General features: G+C 56.3%; 13 protein-coding genes. All 13 read right to left on the reverse strand.

Features of this window, described 5'->3' with window-relative positions:
• Nucleotides 1-66 precede the first annotated feature (66 nt).
• The gene (locus ACJ8IM_RS01240; RefSeq protein WP_033653671.1) at nucleotides 67-1,926 is read right to left on the reverse strand and encodes a carbohydrate-binding protein; all 1,860 of its coding nucleotides are present in this window, start codon (nucleotides 1,924-1,926) and stop codon (nucleotides 67-69) included.
• Between the two features lie 11 nt (nucleotides 1,927-1,937).
• Nucleotides 1,938-2,681: a glycosyltransferase family 2 protein gene (locus ACJ8IM_RS01245; RefSeq protein ID WP_033634927.1), complete on the reverse strand. Its 744-nt coding sequence runs from the start codon at nucleotides 2,679-2,681 to the stop codon at nucleotides 1,938-1,940.
• 7 nt (nucleotides 2,682-2,688) lie between these two features.
• Nucleotides 2,689-3,744: a glycosyltransferase family 4 protein gene (locus ACJ8IM_RS01250; protein ID WP_033653670.1), complete on the reverse strand. Its 1,056-nt coding sequence runs from the start codon at nucleotides 3,742-3,744 to the stop codon at nucleotides 2,689-2,691.
• Nucleotide 3,745: 1 nt separating this feature from the next.
• Complete coding sequence (locus ACJ8IM_RS01255; protein ID WP_033653669.1) at nucleotides 3,746-4,651, reverse strand: glycosyltransferase family 2 protein; 906 nt, start codon at nucleotides 4,649-4,651, stop codon at nucleotides 3,746-3,748.
• A 3-nt stretch (nucleotides 4,652-4,654) separates the two neighbouring features.
• Complete coding sequence (locus ACJ8IM_RS01260; RefSeq protein ID WP_033653668.1) at nucleotides 4,655-5,809, reverse strand: hypothetical protein; 1,155 nt, start codon at nucleotides 5,807-5,809, stop codon at nucleotides 4,655-4,657.
• A gap of 6 nt (nucleotides 5,810-5,815) precedes the next feature.
• Entirely contained in the window at nucleotides 5,816-6,664 is an 849-nt protein-coding gene (locus ACJ8IM_RS01265) for an ATP-grasp fold amidoligase family protein (protein WP_033647726.1), read from the reverse strand.
• A complete protein-coding gene (locus ACJ8IM_RS01270; RefSeq protein WP_033653667.1) occupies nucleotides 6,645-7,943 on the reverse strand; it encodes a flippase in 1,299 nt (432 codons plus the stop codon). The genes ACJ8IM_RS01265 and ACJ8IM_RS01270 overlap by 20 nt, the downstream gene beginning before the upstream one ends.
• Nucleotides 7,944-7,947: 4 nt before the next feature.
• The gene (locus tag ACJ8IM_RS01275) at nucleotides 7,948-10,128 is read right to left on the reverse strand and encodes a polysaccharide biosynthesis tyrosine autokinase (protein ID WP_033634933.1); all 2,181 of its coding nucleotides are present in this window, start codon (nucleotides 10,126-10,128) and stop codon (nucleotides 7,948-7,950) included.
• Nucleotides 10,129-10,155: 27 nt separating this feature from the next.
• Complete coding sequence (locus tag ACJ8IM_RS01280) at nucleotides 10,156-11,289, reverse strand: polysaccharide export protein (protein WP_033647730.1); 1,134 nt, start codon at nucleotides 11,287-11,289, stop codon at nucleotides 10,156-10,158.
• A 45-nt stretch (nucleotides 11,290-11,334) separates the two neighbouring features.
• On the reverse strand, nucleotides 11,335-12,384 hold the full coding sequence (wecA, locus tag ACJ8IM_RS01285; RefSeq protein ID WP_033647732.1) for a UDP-N-acetylglucosamine--undecaprenyl-phosphate N-acetylglucosaminephosphotransferase: 1,050 nt from the start codon (nucleotides 12,382-12,384) through the stop codon (nucleotides 11,335-11,337).
• Between the two features lie 174 nt (nucleotides 12,385-12,558).
• Nucleotides 12,559-13,521, reverse strand: coding sequence for an NAD-dependent epimerase/dehydratase family protein (locus ACJ8IM_RS01290; RefSeq protein ID WP_033634936.1), 963 nt, complete (start codon nucleotides 13,519-13,521; stop codon nucleotides 12,559-12,561).
• A 180-nt stretch (nucleotides 13,522-13,701) separates the two neighbouring features.
• Nucleotides 13,702-14,601 (reverse strand): winged helix-turn-helix domain-containing protein, encoded by a 900-nt coding sequence (locus ACJ8IM_RS01295; RefSeq protein WP_033653666.1) that lies wholly within the window; start codon nucleotides 14,599-14,601, stop codon nucleotides 13,702-13,704.
• 771 nt (nucleotides 14,602-15,372) lie between these two features.
• Entirely contained in the window at nucleotides 15,373-16,767 is a 1,395-nt protein-coding gene (locus ACJ8IM_RS01300) for a NarK family nitrate/nitrite MFS transporter (RefSeq protein ID WP_033653665.1), read from the reverse strand.
• Nucleotides 16,768-17,060: the final 293 nt, after the last annotated feature.

Consider the following 17,060-nt stretch of genomic DNA (forward strand, 5'->3'; position numbering starts at 1 on the left):
GGTAAGATGGGGTATTTGGGGGTAGGACGCGGGAGAAACCTCCCGCGTAACGCTAACTCGACGCTTTCAGCGTTGGAGCCACAGCGTCGCGGTGCCCACGGCGGGCAACGCCAGCTGGATCTCCGCCCCCCCTTCCTGCTGCCGCCAGCCCGCCGGAAGGCGCAATCGGGTGCTTTCCTCTCGATAGTAAGGGTTGGCTACCAGCAGCAAGGCGCGATCGCCCAGAACAAACATCCGCGCCGGCATTTGAGGGTTGCTTCCCGCCAGCGGCGTCGATTTTCCCGTCAGCAGATAAGGGGTGAAGGCGGCGATTTGCTGCGACACGGCGGCCACACCGCGCCAGGTGGCGTCAAACTCCCGTTGGTCGAAGCGGCCGGTTTTGCGCTTGTAAAACAGATCGGTATAAGAATAAAACAACAGCCCCTTGGCGCCGCCGATCAGCGCCTGCCAGGCCTGATTGCGGATTTCCGCCTCTGACGGCGGATGTGGCTTGCGACGGGCGTCATAAGCGGCATGATCCATGATTTGCATCACCACCCAGGCCCCGCGCGCCTGGCGGGCGGCCTGCACCGTCAGTTCGGTATAACGCGTGGTGCGCGTCAGATCGCGATCGTTCCCCACCGGGTAAGGGTCGGTCGCCAAAATGTCGCTGCTGTTGAAGTGAGCGTCCAACTCCCCGGTTTTGTTCAACACCTGGAAGGTAGGATGATCGCCGTCAAGTCGCTTTATTTGCAGGTTTTTTTCCTCGATCTTATCGAGATATTCCGGCCCCAGCTCATCGTTGATGTACCAGGCGAGCAGGTTGGGCTGAGAGCGCAAGCGCTGCACGTACCAGGCCGTCATCGCCGCATAATCGCCGCCGCGCACGGCCGGAGCGAAACGGCTGCCGCGGTACTGATCTTTGACGGAGTAAATGACCAGCAGCCCGCGCTGGCGTGCGTTGCGGAAAAAGGCGTAAGGGTCTTTCTTCTCCCCATAATCATAATTCAGCACCGTGTTGAATCCCGCCGATGCGATGCGCGCCAAATGCTCATCGGTCGCCACGTTGGCGTAAATGCCCAACGGGAAAAGCCGTTGACCGTCGCGCAGGGTAAAGCCTTCGCTGTCGATCGCCACTTTGGCCGCAGGCTGCCCGACGCGAAAAGACAGCTCGCTGTCCGGTGCCGGCCGGGATTGCAGCCCGGTGACCTGCTGACGCAGGCGGTATTCGCCCTGGGCCAGGCCGGCCGGCAGTGGGTATTCGATACGGCGCTGCCCTTCAACCTGATAACGGTCGCGGCTACGGTGAACAACCTGCCCCTCGGCATTGAGCAATTCGCTGTCGACCTGCAAACGCTGCGGCTGCGAAGTGACGACCAGCGTGTCGACCTTCCCCTGCGCCGACGCGCCGAGCTGATACAACGCCGGCATAGACGCGCGAGCACACGCATAGGCGTCGTCAAACCAGGCGGTACCGGTGCTCCCCTTGCGCAGATAAACGCCAAACGTGATTCGCGCCGCCTGCGGCGGCACGGTATAGCTGGCGTTCACCTGCCGCCAGCCGCTGTCGCCGGTCATCCCAGCCGGATAGCTGCCTTCCAGAAAGCGCCCCTGCGCATCAAAGCTCTGCAGATAAACCCCGGCGCCGCCGTCGCGGCTTTGCCCGCGTACGCCGCGGGTCTTGAGCCAGACGCCGAAATCGATCGTCTGTCCGGGCGCAACCTGCAGCGCCTGGTTGAAGGTGCGGTACTGCGCGGCATCTGCATTGTCATAGCGCAGACTGCCATTGCCGCTGTGCGTATCGCCGTCGGCCTGCGCGCCCTGCGCTCGCCAGCCGCCGAGACCCTGCTCAAAGCCGGGGTTGGCCAACAGATTGGGTTGGCAGCTCTGCGCCAGAGCCGAAGCGCCCCACAAGGCGCAACAGCCCAGAACCACCCTCTGATACATCCCCCTCATGGTCATTTCCTTTTCACCACGGCATTGAACAGATAGGTGGCGAACAGATAGCAGGATTTCTGATAAGACAGCCCCAAATGCTGACGGTAAATCCGCCATTGCCAGTCAGCGGCGCGGATTTTGTTGCCCGACAGCGAATGGGTAGACAATCGGTAACAGGCCAGCGGTTCGGGAATGCAGTAGGCCAGGCCGTTACGCGCCTTCTGCAGCACCGCCAGCCACATCAAATAGTCCTCATGACCCACTTTTTGCTGATACACCTTGCCGATGCGCTTTTGGTTGTAGATGCCGGTGAGATTGCCGATCCAGTTGCTTTTCAACATGTCCTGATAGCCGATAAGCTCTTCCGCGCCACGGGTGTTTTTGATCAATTTCAGGTCGTCTTCGAAGGTGTAGTAATGGGAACACACCACGTCGTAGCGGCGGGTTTGCAAAATGCTCGCCTGGCGCGACAGCTTGTTGGGGAGCCATACGTCATCGCTGTCGCAGAAGGCGATATAGTCGCCGTTCGCCGCCTCAATGCCGATGTTGCGCGTTTCCGCCACGCCCTGATTATGCTCATTGCGTATATAGGTGAGGCGATCGTGGATAAACGGCCGCACCACCTCGGCAGTATCGTCGGTGGACGCATCATCGATCACATACAGGTGATAATCGGTAAATCGCTGGTTCAGCACGCCTAGAATCGACTCTTTGATAGAGTTCGCGGCATTGTAGGCCGGCATGATTACGGATATCTTTTCCATTTTGTCCTCACTCGGTGAGCTGTTGCCACTGGGGATAAATACGTTCGGGAGAAAAACGGCGAGACTTCTCTAACGCGGCGACAGAAAAGTGCTCGCGCAAACCCGGATCGAGCATCAGTTTGATCACCCCTTCGCTGAAGGCGGCGGCGTCGTCATCGGGCACCAGATAGCCGTTGACGCCGTCGTCTATCAACTCGGCCGGGCCGGTCTTGCAGTCGTAGGCCACCAGCGGCAGGCCGAAACTCATGGCTTCGATCAGCACCATCGGCAATCCCTCATAGCGAGAGGTCATCAAATACAGGCTGGCCTGGCGATAATAGTCCGCCACGTCGGCGGTGGCCGGCAGCAGACTCACCTGCCGCGCCAGCCCGGCGTCTTCAATCTGCCGCCGCAGCGCATCGCGCTCCGGGCCGTCGCCAATAATCAGCAGCCGCCAATCCGGCACCTGCGCCGCCACCCCTCGCCACAGCGCGATCAGACGATCGAAGCCCTTCTGATTGCTCAAGCGCCCCACCGCCAGCGCCACCTTTTGCTGCAGCGCCGGCGTCGGCGCCTGTGCGCGGAACGGCGAAACGTTCTCGATCACCCTACATTTCCCGGCCCCCACCCAGCGCGCGATGGCGTCGCTATCTTGCCGCGTCAGGAAAATCACGCGATCGCTCAGCCGGTAAACCAGCAACTTCAGCCACTTAAATACGCGCGGATACTGGTGAAAGCTGACGTGCTCACTCAACAGCAGCCGGCTGCGGGCACAGAACAAACGCAGGAAAGGCGTCATCACCACCGACAGTTTCCCCATGGAAACGGTAATGATCACGTCCGCGCGTTCACGCCGCAGCGCGAACGCCAGCCGCCACGGCCAGAACAGCGAATCGCCACCGCCGCAGCGCAACCGGACGTCGCTCGCCAGCGGAAAGAAGCTCCGCTCGCCAAACAGCGAAAACACCGCGACCTCGTAACCCGGCAAACGCGCCAGCGCATTGGCCAAACCGCTGGCGACCCTCTCAGTACCGCCCTTGCCCGCCATATTTTCGATAACGATGATTATCTTGCGTGGTTGCATGTCATCTCCTGAATCCCTGGCGCACGTTGCGCAGCAGCCGGCCGCCAACCGAGAACAACCCCAACCGCGCCAGACAATCGCCATACCATTTGATCATCTTGAACTTGCCGCTCAGGCTATGCCGCACGATGCGCGACGAGTAATAATTGAACGCCTGGGCGTTTTCCGAATACAGCGAGGCCAGCAGATGCTTACAGGCGAATCCGCTGATATGGCGATCGCTGGGGCTGAGGAAGGTATTGATAAAGCGGTCGCTGGCCTCCAGATTAAGCTTCGCCGTCATGCGCCCGTAGCGCCCCACGTCGAGAAACACCCCGCCGCCGGCGTCATGCGCCACTTGCGCGCCCAAATTGGTGGCGTTGACCAGAAAGCCCCAATCCTGATGCTTATTGAGAAACTCGGGAAATAAAAAGCGGCGATCGCTTTTTTTACGCATGCTGATGGTGGATGACCGAATATCGCCCATTTCCAGAAAAAGAAAATCTTCGCCGGAAGAACCGGATTTGTAGTGGAAGTTGAAGTCGCGTACCGAATCGCCGCTCACCTCCGCATAGTTGCCGAAGATAATGTCAATATGGCGATCTTCATGCTTCTTCATGCGGCGAATAATATAGTTGGTCGTGAAGTAATCATCGGAGTCGAGGAAAAACACGATCTCCGATTGCGCTAACTTGGTGCCTAAGTTGCGCGATACCGCCGCATTGCTCTTCTGTTTTTTCTCATGCAGCATCACATTGCTATTGGTCGCCGCTATCTGGCGGATAGATTTGATGTCATCCTCGTCAGAGCAATCATCAACCAAAATCACCTGATAGTCGAACCCTTGGCAAGCGTTGAAAATTCGCTTCAGCGTTTTAGGCAGATAGCGCGCACTATTATAAATAGGGATCACGATAGAGAAATCCATTTCTTAACCCTCCAGCTTAGAATTTATTATTTCTTTTCCACGGCAAAGCAACAATAACGACACGTTAAATACCGGGACCAAAAAATAGGTTTCCGTCAAGGTTGTTAACAGGAAAACCACCACCACCCAGCGCATGAATCGACTCAGCCTGCGCATATTGCCCAACAAGTGAAAATAACAAGAAAGCATGACGACAGAGGCGATGCCACCGGCCGAATAAAACATGGCGATGAAGAAGAAATCGACTGGCTTATACGGCTCTATATTCATGCCGAACAGCGGATTGGGTAGCCCCACCGCCTGAAACATCTGCCAGGAGAACCAGATCCGGCCGGTCAGCGCCTGGTTCAAGAGCACGTCCAATGCCGGATTGTTTCCCCAGCGTATAACGCTGGCGAATTGAAAGCCTACAATGACCAACGTCAGCGCGATGCAGACTTTTCTGTTGGGGGCGACACGCAGCAGCGGCGCCAGCCAAAACAGCAGCAGCATCAACAACGCCAGCATAAAACAGGTGCGAGAATAGGAATACATCAGCACCGGGAGAATTAACGCCGATACCGCCAACGAAGCGATATTTTTCATTCCACGCGTTAATTTCGCATGGTCGATCAGGCACAGCAGTGTGGCGAACAAGGCAAAAGAATAATACGCCAGGGTATTCGGGTTATCGAACCCCAGCGTTAATCTGTTGCCATAACGTTCATCAAGGTAAACAAACCCATCAGTGTAAAAGGTATAGGGAATAACCACCAGCAACCCTGCCACCACAAAGGTGATGGCAAACATTTCAGCGCCACGCCCCATTTCGATACGACGAAATAAAATTATCACCGCCGTGCTGAATACCGCACCAAACAGATAATCACCATGCCCGGTGGCAATATTCATAAGAAACAGCAGAACCAAAAAACCCGCAACCGCCTTTTCCGCCAGCGTAGCGATAAAAAATGCATAACCGACATAGAGCAACATCAGGCCATTCAGCCCCAGCACGGCTTTATTAATCAGCTCGCTGTTGAACGATCCCGAGGTCAGGAAGGTTTTCACGAAAAACATCAGCAGGAAGGTCAATACGATGGATTGATTGATCAAATCCCGCGACTGATTATAACCGGCATTGGCATGCATTTGAAAATTGGAGGCGACTCTTTGCATAAGCGTTTACTCAGTAAAATAACTGCCCCATTCCTGCTCAATGTTTTTCGGCATCAGCTTGCTTAGCCCCGCGCCAGGCGTAAACGTCAACTCACCGAAATACACCTTCTCGCCGACCTGGTAGAAATCCACGCGCACATAAGAGAACTGCTGCGCCGTCTGGCGAGCCAAACGTATCATTTCATCCAGCCGTGTAGGGCGCGGCATCGGTTCGTCGGCATTGGGCAAGCTGATGCGGATTTCGGTGCGGTTCCAGTCGACATCAAAAATATCGCGCCGATGGGTGCCGAAACGCTGATAATCCACCTGGATGAACATGCGAATTTCATGATTGTCGTTGAAACAATGAAACTTGATATCGTTCGGCACCTGTTCGCCATCCAGCAACATGCGCTCCACCATGATGCAAGGTTCGATATCCAGATAATGCTTTTCGCGACTCTGCTCATAAAAGTTGCTGCGCATCCACGCGTTGCTGAGATCGTACAACTCCGCGTAGCTAACCTGCCGCTTGTCGAACACCAACCGGTTATAACCGCTGCCGTGGTTGGCCTTCAGCACAAAGGCGTTGGGCAATTGCCTGAACATGTCGTAGCTGAGTTCAGTGCCATGCGCATACAGCTCCACCAGATACTCCTCGCCCCACAGACCGGCGATAAATTCACGTACCTTGAACTTGTCCGACAAGGTGGTGTAGATGCTGCGCGGGTAAATTTTGCGGCGCATGATCTTTTCGCTGAAGCCGGTCGGTTTTGACAGGTGCGGCAGCTTCTTGAAATAGAGCGCGTATTTAACCTGATGGTGCCAGGCATCGGGCAGGCGCTTGGAAATGTTTTTAACCAGGATGTTTAACATGCTCTCTCCTTAATTTGCTGACAAGACGCGGCAGGCAGTAAAAACAGGTCAGCTGCAGTCGGGTAATTTTTCCGCCACGGAATAAACTGTTCAGCACAAAGAACGAAATGAATTCCGCCAGCAGCGTAGACACCGCCGCACCGATCAGGCCATAGCGCGGGATCAGCAGCAGATTCATCACCACGTTCGCCACAGCCACCAACGGCATCTTGATGGCGATAAAGCGATAGCCGGCGAACAGCACGATGCTGCGGTACGAAACCGTCCCCATGACCGAAAACAGCGAGGTCAGCGTACAGATAGCCAGGATGTTGGCGGCCGGTTGGAAAGCGGCGCCGTACAGCAGCGCAATGGCCGGGTGGGCGAACCACCACAGGCCCAGCAACACCGGCAACGACAGGCCCAGGACCACCAGATAAAGCACCCGGATACGGTACTCCTGCTCCAACGGATCGCGGCAGCTGGCAATGCCCGGCATCAACGAGGTGATCAGCGCCATCGGCACGAAAACCCAGCCTTGGCTGAGGGTGGTGGCGGCGCTGAACCAGCCTACCGCCTGTTCGCCGACCAGATTGCCCAGCATGATTTGATCGATGCGGGTATAGATCACTATCGACAGGCTGGAGATGGCCAACGGCAGCCCCACCTTTAGCAAGTAATGGCCGTAGCGCCTGGCCTGGCGCGGCGTAACCCGCGGCAAGGCCGCAGCTTCCCCACGGAATAACCAGAGGCGCACCAGGTAAGGCACGGCGCTGCTGAGGATGTAGGGTACCGCGAACCACACCAGCGGCAGCGCGGCGCTCACCAGCGCCAGCCGCAGCCCGATCGACAGCAGCAGCGCCAGGTTGTTGATCAGCGTATTGCGTTTCGACTGCAGGCGGGCATCGTAATAAATCTTGTACACGTCCTGAATCGAGAAATAGGCGCTGACAAGCAGCAACAGCGTCATCAGTTGGCTGGCGGGCGTTTGGCTGAAATAGCTCCATATCAGTATCGGCAGCGCCACCACCAGGAACAGCCGGCGGCGCAGGCGTATTGACGCCAGCATCAGGCGAATGCCGCTCGGCTGTCGGCGGGCGACGCGGTTGAAAATGATGCTGTCGGCGCCCAACTGCACCAGTGGCACCACGATGGCGATCGTCGCCAACAGATAGTTGAGCGCGCCAAACTGCGCGGGCCCCAGATAGCGCGCAACGTAAATGGAGACGAAGATGCCGGACAGGCTGAGCGAAACGCGTTCGAGCATCAGCCACAGGGCATTGGTGATAATGGCCTTCACCCGCTTACTCCCCTGCCTGCGGGAGCTCTTCCCGATGGCTTGGGTAGGCGAAGTTGTAATAGCTCATGTCGGTTGCCGCCTTCTTCACCATGCCGTTGAGGATCACGCCCTTGATCGTCACCCCATTCTGTTCGAAGCGGCGCATGCTGGTTTCGATCTGCTTGACGGTATTCACCTCAAAGCGCACCACCAGCAGCGAGGTGCCCGCGTGATTGCCGACGATCGCCGCGTCCGTCACCGCCAGAATCGGCGGCGTGTCGATCAGCACCAGATCGTAGTTTTGCCCGGCCCAGCGCAGAAAATCGGCGAAACGGCGGTGCATCAGCAGTTCGGACGGGTTCGGCGGCACCTGGCCGCGCGGCACGAAGTCCAGGTTGGCGATGGCGGTTTTCCGCACCGCCTGTTCCGCCGTCACGTTGCCCACCAGCATGTCGGACAGGCCCTGATGCCCATCATCCGCCAACCAGCGGTGCAGGAAGCCTTTGCGCATATCGGCGTCGATCAACAGCACCCGCTGCCCGGCCTGCGCCACCACCACCGCCAGGTTGGTGCTGGTAAAGCTCTTGCCGCTTTCCGGGCTGGCGCCGGAGACCATCAGAATGTTGTTTTTGGCCTCCATCATGGCGAAATGCAGGCTGGTGCGCAGGCTGCGGATCGCTTCCACCGACAGATCCGTCGGTTCGGCCACCGCCAGGATCGGCAAGCGCCGGCCGCCGGATTTGGGCAGCAAATGACGCTGCTCGCGGTTGCGCTTGACCTGCCACGGCGACAGCGGCACCGTGGCGTAGACGTTGATGCCCCGCTTCTCCAGGGTATCGATATCATTGATGCCGCGATGGAAAGCCGCGCGCAGCAGCACCACCGAGGCGGCGCCTCCCGCCCCCAGCAGCAGCGCCAACAAGACGATCAGCATCTTCTGCGGCTTAATCGGCCGGATAGCGGTTTCCGCTTCGTCGATGATGCGAACGTTGCCCACCGTGCCGGCCTTGCTGATGCTCAGCTCCTGCTGCTTGTTCATCAGCTGCATGTAAACCTGCTGATCCACCTGCACGTCGCGGGTGAGGCGCAGGATCTCCTGCTGCATTTTCGGCAGCGTCTGCACCTGTTTACCCAGCCGCGCCTTTTCCGCCTCCAGCGTGGCGCGCTTTTCCAGCAGCGCCCGGTAAGCCGGGTGCGCGCGGGTATAGAGCTTGGAGATCTCCGCTTCCTTGAAGGTCAGCTCATTGAGCTGGGCTTCGAGCTGCACCTGAGTATCCAGCACCGATTTGGCTTCCAGCGACAGATCCACCGAGTCGTTTTGCTGGCGGAACTGATTGAGCTGGGTTTCGGCATTGTTCAGCGAGGTTTGCGTTTGCGGCAATTGCTCTTGCAGGAACGCCAGCATGCGCTGCGCCTCTTCCGTTTTGCGATCCACGTTCTGTTGCAGGTAGTTGTCGGTGATGTTCTTCAGCATCGCCTCGGCGCTCTGCGGATCTTCGCTCGGCAGCGTAAAGGCCATGATGCCGCTGTCCTTGCCGCCCGGTACCACGTCCAGGTATTTGCGCAGATCGTCCACCGCTTCTTGACGCGCGACTTTGACCACGGTAAAGCTGGCGCCCGGCGCCGCGTCCAGCGCCGAGACGGTCATGTTCCAACCGCCCTGCGCCACCGGCTGCCCGACCACGCCGCTGAACAGTTTGTCGCCGTCATGGCTCAATTCGTAATGCTGCCCGTCGCGCACCGTCAGCGTCAGCGCTTCGCCCTGCATGTCCGCCGGCGTCGTCAGCGTGGTGATGTTCAGCACCGGCGGCTTTTCACCGCTCAACCGGGCAAGGCCTTTGCCGAACACCGGGAAATAGTCCGGGCTGACGCGCACCGTCAGGCCGAGGGCGTCCACCGTTTTGCCGAGCACGTAGCGTGACTTGGCCAGCGTCACCTCATCCTGCGTCGCCGAGCTTTGCCCCATCGTGCTGTCCAGCGTTTCACGCAGCAGCGAATCGCCGGACAGCTGCTTCTCCACCTGCACCACCGCCGTGGCCTGATACACCGGGGTGGCCAACAGGGCGTAGGCGACGCCCAGCACGCCGGCCAAACCGGTCACGACGGCGATCCGCCAACGGTTATCCCACAGCGGCCCGATCAGCCGCTCCCACTCCAGCTTTTCATCTTGTTCGGCCACCATCACGGACAGCGCATTGTTTTTCATCTTCTGTTCCTTATTCACCCTGCGGAGTTACCAGTTGCGCACGCGCAAGGTAGCCTCGCTGAGATCGTTAAAGCTGCTGATGGTCGGCACCAGCTGGCTGATCAAACGGTTCCAGCGCGCGATCGGCGCCGCAGTGACGTACACGACGTCGTAAGGTTGCAGCTGAAATTCAGCGCCCATCGCCAGCGCGCTGGCGTCGGAGAGATCGAACTGATACAGCGTCGCCAGCCGCTGCGGCGTTTTACCGCCGCTCGGCCGGATCACGAACACCCCGGTCGCATCCGCCACCGTCTGGCTGATCCCTTCGGAAGATCCGAGGGCTTCGGTCAGGGTCATGCCGCTGCGATCCATCTTCAGCGTCGCTTGCTTGCCCACCTCGCCCATCACGAACACTTTCAATTCGTCATTGCGCGGGATGTAGAGGATGTCGCCCGGCTGCAGCAGCGCGTTCTGGCTGATGTCGCCACGCTGCATCAGCGCCTGCAGCGAAATAGCCCGCTCTTTGCCCTGATGGGTCAGCACCACGTTGCGCCAGTCGGCGTTGTCCGTCAGGCCGCCGGCGGCGTTGATCGCGTCCAGAATGGTCAACGGCACGTTGGTGATCGCCTGTTGGCCGGAGGTTTTCACTTCGCCGGTCACGTAGGCCTTCTGCGAACGAAAAGCGGCGATGCTGACGTCCACCTGCGGGCTTTCCACGTACTGCGCCAGACGGCCGGCGATCAGGCTGCGCACTTCGGTGACGGTCTTGCCCACCACCGCCACTCGCCCGATATAGGGATAAAAGATCGTGCCATCCGCATGCACCCAGTTGCCGGTATCGCTGGCGCTGCGGTACTGCCCGGCCGGCGTGGTCAACTCGGGGTGATCCCAGACGGTGACGTTCAACACGTCGCCGACGCCGATGCGGTATTGATAGTTCTGCAACCGCTGATCCAGCGCCGGATTCGGCCGGGCGACCGGTTCTACGCGCCGCATTTTCTGCAGCAGCATCGGCGACATGCGATAAACCTGCACCTGGTCATTCAAATCGAAATCGTCGTCCTGCTGCACGACGATGGCTTTTCCGCTGGTCGGTAAATGTGAGCCGGGGACCACCGTACACCCGCTCAACAACGCGGAGGTAAAGGCCAACGGCATCAAAAGAGGCAAATGAAAATTCATGGAAGTACCGTGATAAGCGGGCTGCTGCCGCAGCCCGTGAGGGGATTAACGGCCGACGGTCGGATTATCGCTGAACACCGTCGCCTGACGCGGTTCGCGCAACATGGCGAAATAACCGCAGAAACAAAACAGAAACGCCACCAGCATCAGGCTTTCCTGCAGCTGCAACACTTCGCTGCAAATGCCGACGCAGGCCAGCGTCACCGCCAGCATGGTGCTCATCGCCAGCGCCTGGCGCGCATTGAGCCCGCGACGCATCAGAATGTGGTGCAAATGATCGCGGCCCGCTTTGAAGGGGCTTTGGCGGCGCAACAGGCGGCGCACCATCACGGTCACCATGTCCATCAGCGGAATGGCGATCAGCCACAGCGCGGTGACCGGGCGCATTACCGCCTGCGGCCCCTGAGTCGCCAGCAACACCAGCCACAGCACGCTGAAGCCGATCACCATGCTGCCGGCGTCCCCCATAAAGATCTTGTTGCGCGCGCCGAACAGGCTCAGGTTGAACAGCAGATAAGCCGCCAGCGCAGCGATCAGGCCCAGGCACCACAGCGCCAGATCTTCCCGGCCGCCCAATCCGAACACGATGGCCAATGCAACGAAGGTAACGCAGGACAAAGCGCCCAGTTGCCCGTCGATGCCATCCACCATGTTGTAGGCGTTGATCGCTCCCCATACCGCCAGCGGCGTAAGCAGCAACGCGCCATAGCCGAGCATCACTTCCTGATGCCCCCAGACATAGCCCAATGAGGAAAGCTGCATCCCTGCCGCCAGCATCATCGCCAGCGCGATCCCTCCCTGCACCATGACGCGCGGCGCCACGGGCAGATCAAAGCGGTCATCCAGCACGCCCAACACCACCAGCGCCGTAATGCACAGCAGATAGACGGTGCTGTCGGGCAGCCAGGCGGGTTGCCACAGCGTCATCAGCATCAGCGTCAGGTATACGGCGATGCCGCCGACCAGCGGAATATGTCCCAGATGTTGCTTGCGCGCATTGGGCTTATCCACCAATCCCACCGTCAAGGCGGCCCGGCGGGCAATAAGCACCCAGGCGACCGCCAGCACAAATATCACGCTCAGTTGATATAACATCGTTCCTCCAGCGAATAAGCACGCTACCGCCCTTGAGTTACAGCTCCCAATGCGCTATTAACAAAAACAAAATTGATCCGGCCAGGATATAAGTCAGCATGAGTTAATCCTGAAAAATACAGATTTATCCGCTTGTCGGCGGAAATAAGTAAATAACGTCAGCGTGCGGTTAAGTTATCTATCAGAAAACTCATGTTTAATGGTTCTTTCGATTGCCGAATCAAGTTCAACCGGCGCCACGAAATTATTTTGCACATTACTTTTAAATTGCGTTCTGGCGCAGAATTTCTGCACTCTGACGCGGCTGATTGGGAATTTTTTACGACTTATTTTACTCACGACATCCAATGCGGTCGCCCCGCATATGCCCACCACATAAGGAATGCGAATCGTCTTATTTTCTCTGCCCAGCGAGGAGGAAATAACGTCGACCAATTGATTCATCGTAAAATCCGGTTTATCGACGTAGTTGCTGACCTGATAACTTGACTGCTGGTCCAACGCATGTTCCAGCCGCGCGGCAATATTTTCAACGTAAGCCATCGACTTCATATTATTGCCGCTGCCAATCATCACGAATCGGCCGCTGGCGATCTGGCGAAACAGGTTATACACATTGCCCCGGTTGCCTTCACCGAATACCACCGTCGGGCGGATGATGGTCAATTTGTTTGCGCTATCCGCCTTGCGCCACGCTTCATAAACGTATTCCGCTTCGAGCTTGGACTTCCCGTAATGGTTGAAGGGATCGAAACGTCCCCCTTCATCGGTTTCCTGCTCGACGAACCCGTAAACGGCCACCGAGGAAGTGAAAATGATTTGGCGGATATTCAAGGCGGAGGCGGTCATGCAGACATGGCGTGCGCCTTCGACATTGACCTGATAATAGAGCGAAATAGGATCGACGTTGTCCTGATGCTCCGCCGCCAGATTAATGATGGCGTCACAGCCCGCCAGCGGTTCTTGCAGGGTCTGGGGCTGCGTCACATCGCCATACTGATAGAGCGCCGGAAAATGTGCGCTGGGTTGCTTGTCAACGATGACCAACGTCAGATCATCGCGCGCACTGAGACGTTTTGCCAGGCGTGTTCCGATAAAACCGGAACCCCCGATAATAGCTACTTTACGCTTATCCATAATTTGTCACTCAGCAGGTTCTCATTATTCCTGTCACCTCGATGGAAACAGGACGCTAATATGCGTTAGGTAATGAGTTCCAGACTGGACAAATCGAACCTGGCTTTCAAATAACAAATAATGAAATAAAAGATTTCATCAAATGTAAAATTATCGCTAAAGATAAAACCTCATTCAGCGCTAATTTTTAACATCGTAAGCAACTTGATATTGCAAGGTTTTGTTCGGCAATATGAGATTAATCCGACCTTTACCCGGCGTAGAAGAAGTCTCATATTTTACCGGCAACTTAAGCTGCCCTTGCTTAGGGTCGACACATTCGATGGTCGCCTGCTCCATGCTCTCGCCCTGGTACAGGCAGAGCAGGGTTTGCGGGCTGTTGGTATGGGGATTATTCAGCGTCAGCGTCAACACCACGCGCGTGTTGTTCTGAATATCATTGATCACCGGTGGGCGAGTTTGGTTGCCGAGCACATATGAAAAATGTGAAATAACCAGCAACGAAGCGAATACCGTCAGGTATTTCACTACGCGGCTGGCGGGCATGCTGAAAAAGCGCCGCACCGTCGTCGACTTTTTTTCACGCGTGGGTTCGTGGGCTGACTCTACCGTTGCAACAGGCGCAGCAACCAGCGTCGATTTACGCGGCTTATCTATTTTTTCATCGTTTGTTTCAGACGACTCACTTTCATTTTCAGAAAGTTCCGCTTGAATATCAACGCCAATATTTTCATCGCCATTTAATATATCATCATCAGCGTAGCCCTCATCCTCGGATATAAAGTGAAAAGCCGCTTGATTTTCCACCTTGTAACCCAAACGGGGAATGGTTCTGATAAGCGTATGTTCCGTGTCGCTAATTTTTTGGCGAATAGATTTAATTGTTTGATTTATCGTTGAATCTGAGCAGTAAGTTCCTTTCCAGATATTTTCTATAATTTCCGTTCGGGTAACCAGCTCTGGCGATCTGGCGACAAGCAGCGAAAGAATTTGATACTCCTTCCAACGCAGACGAAATTTCTCCCCGGCAGGAGTCAGAACATCGAGATTCCTAATCTTTATTCTTTTATCAAGATTCACTTTTAATTTCCTTAGCGTGCCTGTCCTGCACACTTTGTATAGAAATATCAAAAAATGTTCAAGAAATTAAATGTAAACTCAACAGGTTGCATTCATCGGATATTGGCCTTTATAAAAATTTTCTGATTTCATTTTTTACATTAGGCCTTATTAAGGATGTTCCGTTTACCCAAATGACTCTTTTTCCCTGCTGGCAACATGGATTTCTTTCATGGCTACCGTAAAATTCAAATGGCCACCTCATTGATTTAAAAAGGAAAAACTAGCGTTGTTGTTAGATTGTTAATCGAATAAAATTGTGAAATTTCATTCTTATCCGTGAATTCATTGTGTTTTTCCACCTAATCTGATTGTCAGATAGACTACAAAAAGCCGGAAAAAACAGAATGAGAGTTATCTGATTTAACCCCGTTACACATTCCACTCAGTGCGTGCAGCATCTATGACAAAACCCTATTACTGATTTTATAACAATCGCACTAATTATGCCTTACCGTCCCGGAAATTTCATTTAATCTGCGGAAAGATATTAACGCCTTAATGTAAGAATACTCTCAATAAAACGGAAAAAACGTACAAATAATATAATCCGTTTTGGCGAAAATATTCCCACATTGAGAGATAGTGCTATAAAAAAAGAAAAAAACGGCAAGCGGAGATGAGAATTTTACCTAAAGACAGAAAATTTCACTGAGGAGGCGAGGAGAGATGACTCGGGATGAGCGAAATATCCCTCCCCTGCCGGGAGGGATTGAGAAAGACGTTTGATACTCAGGCTTTTTTCTTGCGGCCATACACCGCCCAGGTGATCACCACGCACAAGATATAGAACACCAGGAATACTTTCATTGCCCCCGCCGGCGAACCGGTCAACGCCAGCGAGGTGCCGAATGCCTGGGGAATGAAGAAGCCGCCGGCGGCGCCGATCGCCGAGATAAAGCCCAATGCGGCGGCGGAGTCCGTCACCGCTTCACGCTGCGCGCTCTCGTCGCTGCCGCCGGCCGCTTTCACGCGATCGACAGTGATTTTACGGAAAATGACGGCGATCATTTGGAAAGTCGACCCGCTGCCCAGCCCCGCAGTGAGGAACAGCACCATAAAGATGCCGTAGAAGGCGATGAACGAACCGCCCTCACCCGCCGTCGGCAAGGTCAGGAACAGCAGCGCGGCGAATACGGCCATCACCACAAAGTTGATCAGCGTCACTCGCACGCCGCCGAAACGGTCAGACAGCGCGCCGCCGACCGGCCGCGCCAGCGCACCGAGGAACGGCCCGAAGAATGCGTAATGCAGGATCACGATGTCCGGGAATTGCGTCTTCGACAGCATGGCAAAACCGGCGGAGAAACCGATGAAAGAACCGAAGGTCGCGAGATACAGCAAACTCAGCATCCACAAATGCCCACGCTTGAGCACCGGCAGTTGCTGGCGCAGCGAGGCCTTGGCCGCCGCCAGATCGTTCATGCCGAACCAAGCCGCCAGGGTGGCAATCAGCAGGAAAGGCACCCAGACCCAGGCGGCGTTTTCCAGCCACAGCTGCCCCCCCTCCGCCTGATTTTGCGCCGTGCCGCCAAACAGGCCGAACAGGCTGAAAGAAATCGCCAGCGGCGCGACCAGCTGCATGACGCTGACGCCCAGATTTCCCAACCCGCCGTTGAGCCCTAACGCGCCGCCCTGGCGCGCTTTCGGGAAGAAGAAGCTGATGTTGGCCATGCTGGAGGCAAAGTTGGCGCCGGCGAAGCCGCACAGCAGGGAAATGATGACGAACACGCTGTACGGCGTGCTGCTGTCTTGCACCGCGAACCCCAGCCACAGGCACGGTACCAGCAGGAAGCAGGTGCTGATGGCGGTCCAGCGACGGCCGCCAAACAGCGGGATCACGAATGAATACGGCACGCGTAAAATAGCGCCCGACACCGACGGCAGCGCCGTCAGGAGGAACAGCTGGTCGGTGGTGAAGTTGAAGCCCACCTTGTTCAGGTTGACCGCGACGGCGCTGAACAGCATCCAGACGCAGAAGGCCAGCAGCAGGCAGGGAATGGAAATCCACAGGTTGCGGGTGGCGATGCGATGGCCACGCTGCTGCCAAAAGGCGCTGTCTTCAGGACGCCAGTCCTGAATCAGCGCACCGGTTTTCTTTGATGAAGGCGTTGCAAGTTGCGACATAAAAACCTCAGACACGGGGGATCATTCTGCACACCCTAGGGGGCGACCCCGGCGGCAAAGTTGATGTATATCAACCCGAATGCAAGTAGTTGGCGGCGTAAATAGCGCCTTCATCCCCTTAGGGGTACACCCCGAATAAAAATTAAATAACTTTAAATCAACGCATTATAAAACATCACGCCGCTACTCTCACCGCTGCGCCGCCCCGCCGGAAACTAATGGGTACTTCATTCGAGGTATGGGGTTATGCTCAGGGATAATCAAAAATACGGCTGAATCGTTACTTGTTTACC

It is taken from the genome of Serratia sp. CY33525 (assembly GCF_052169115.1).
Lineage (GTDB): Bacteria > Pseudomonadota > Gammaproteobacteria > Enterobacterales > Enterobacteriaceae > Serratia > Serratia sarumanii.

Excerpts from the sequence above, each read along its gene's own strand:
- ACJ8IM_RS01240 (WP_033653671.1), bottom strand. The coding sequence starts at position 1,926 with ATGTATCAGAGGGTGGTTCTGGGCTGTTGCGCCTTGTGGGGCGCTTCG.
- ACJ8IM_RS01245 (WP_033634927.1), bottom strand. The coding sequence starts at position 2,681 with ATGGAAAAGATATCCGTAATCATGCCGGCCTACAATGCCGCGAACTCT.
- ACJ8IM_RS01250 (WP_033653670.1), bottom strand. The coding sequence starts at position 3,744 with ATGCAACCACGCAAGATAATCATCGTTATCGAAAATATGGCGGGCAAG.
- ACJ8IM_RS01255 (WP_033653669.1), bottom strand. The coding sequence starts at position 4,651 with ATGGATTTCTCTATCGTGATCCCTATTTATAATAGTGCGCGCTATCTG.
- ACJ8IM_RS01260 (WP_033653668.1), bottom strand. The coding sequence starts at position 5,809 with ATGCAAAGAGTCGCCTCCAATTTTCAAATGCATGCCAATGCCGGTTAT.
- ACJ8IM_RS01265 (WP_033647726.1), bottom strand. The coding sequence starts at position 6,664 with ATGTTAAACATCCTGGTTAAAAACATTTCCAAGCGCCTGCCCGATGCC.
- ACJ8IM_RS01275 (WP_033634933.1), bottom strand. The coding sequence starts at position 10,128 with ATGAAAAACAATGCGCTGTCCGTGATGGTGGCCGAACAAGATGAAAAG.
- ACJ8IM_RS01280 (WP_033647730.1), bottom strand. The coding sequence starts at position 11,289 with ATGAATTTTCATTTGCCTCTTTTGATGCCGTTGGCCTTTACCTCCGCG.
- wecA (WP_033647732.1), bottom strand. The coding sequence starts at position 12,384 with ATGTTATATCAACTGAGCGTGATATTTGTGCTGGCGGTCGCCTGGGTG.
- ACJ8IM_RS01290 (WP_033634936.1), bottom strand. The coding sequence starts at position 13,521 with ATGGATAAGCGTAAAGTAGCTATTATCGGGGGTTCCGGTTTTATCGGA.
- ACJ8IM_RS01300 (WP_033653665.1), bottom strand. The coding sequence starts at position 16,767 with ATGTCGCAACTTGCAACGCCTTCATCAAAGAAAACCGGTGCGCTGATT.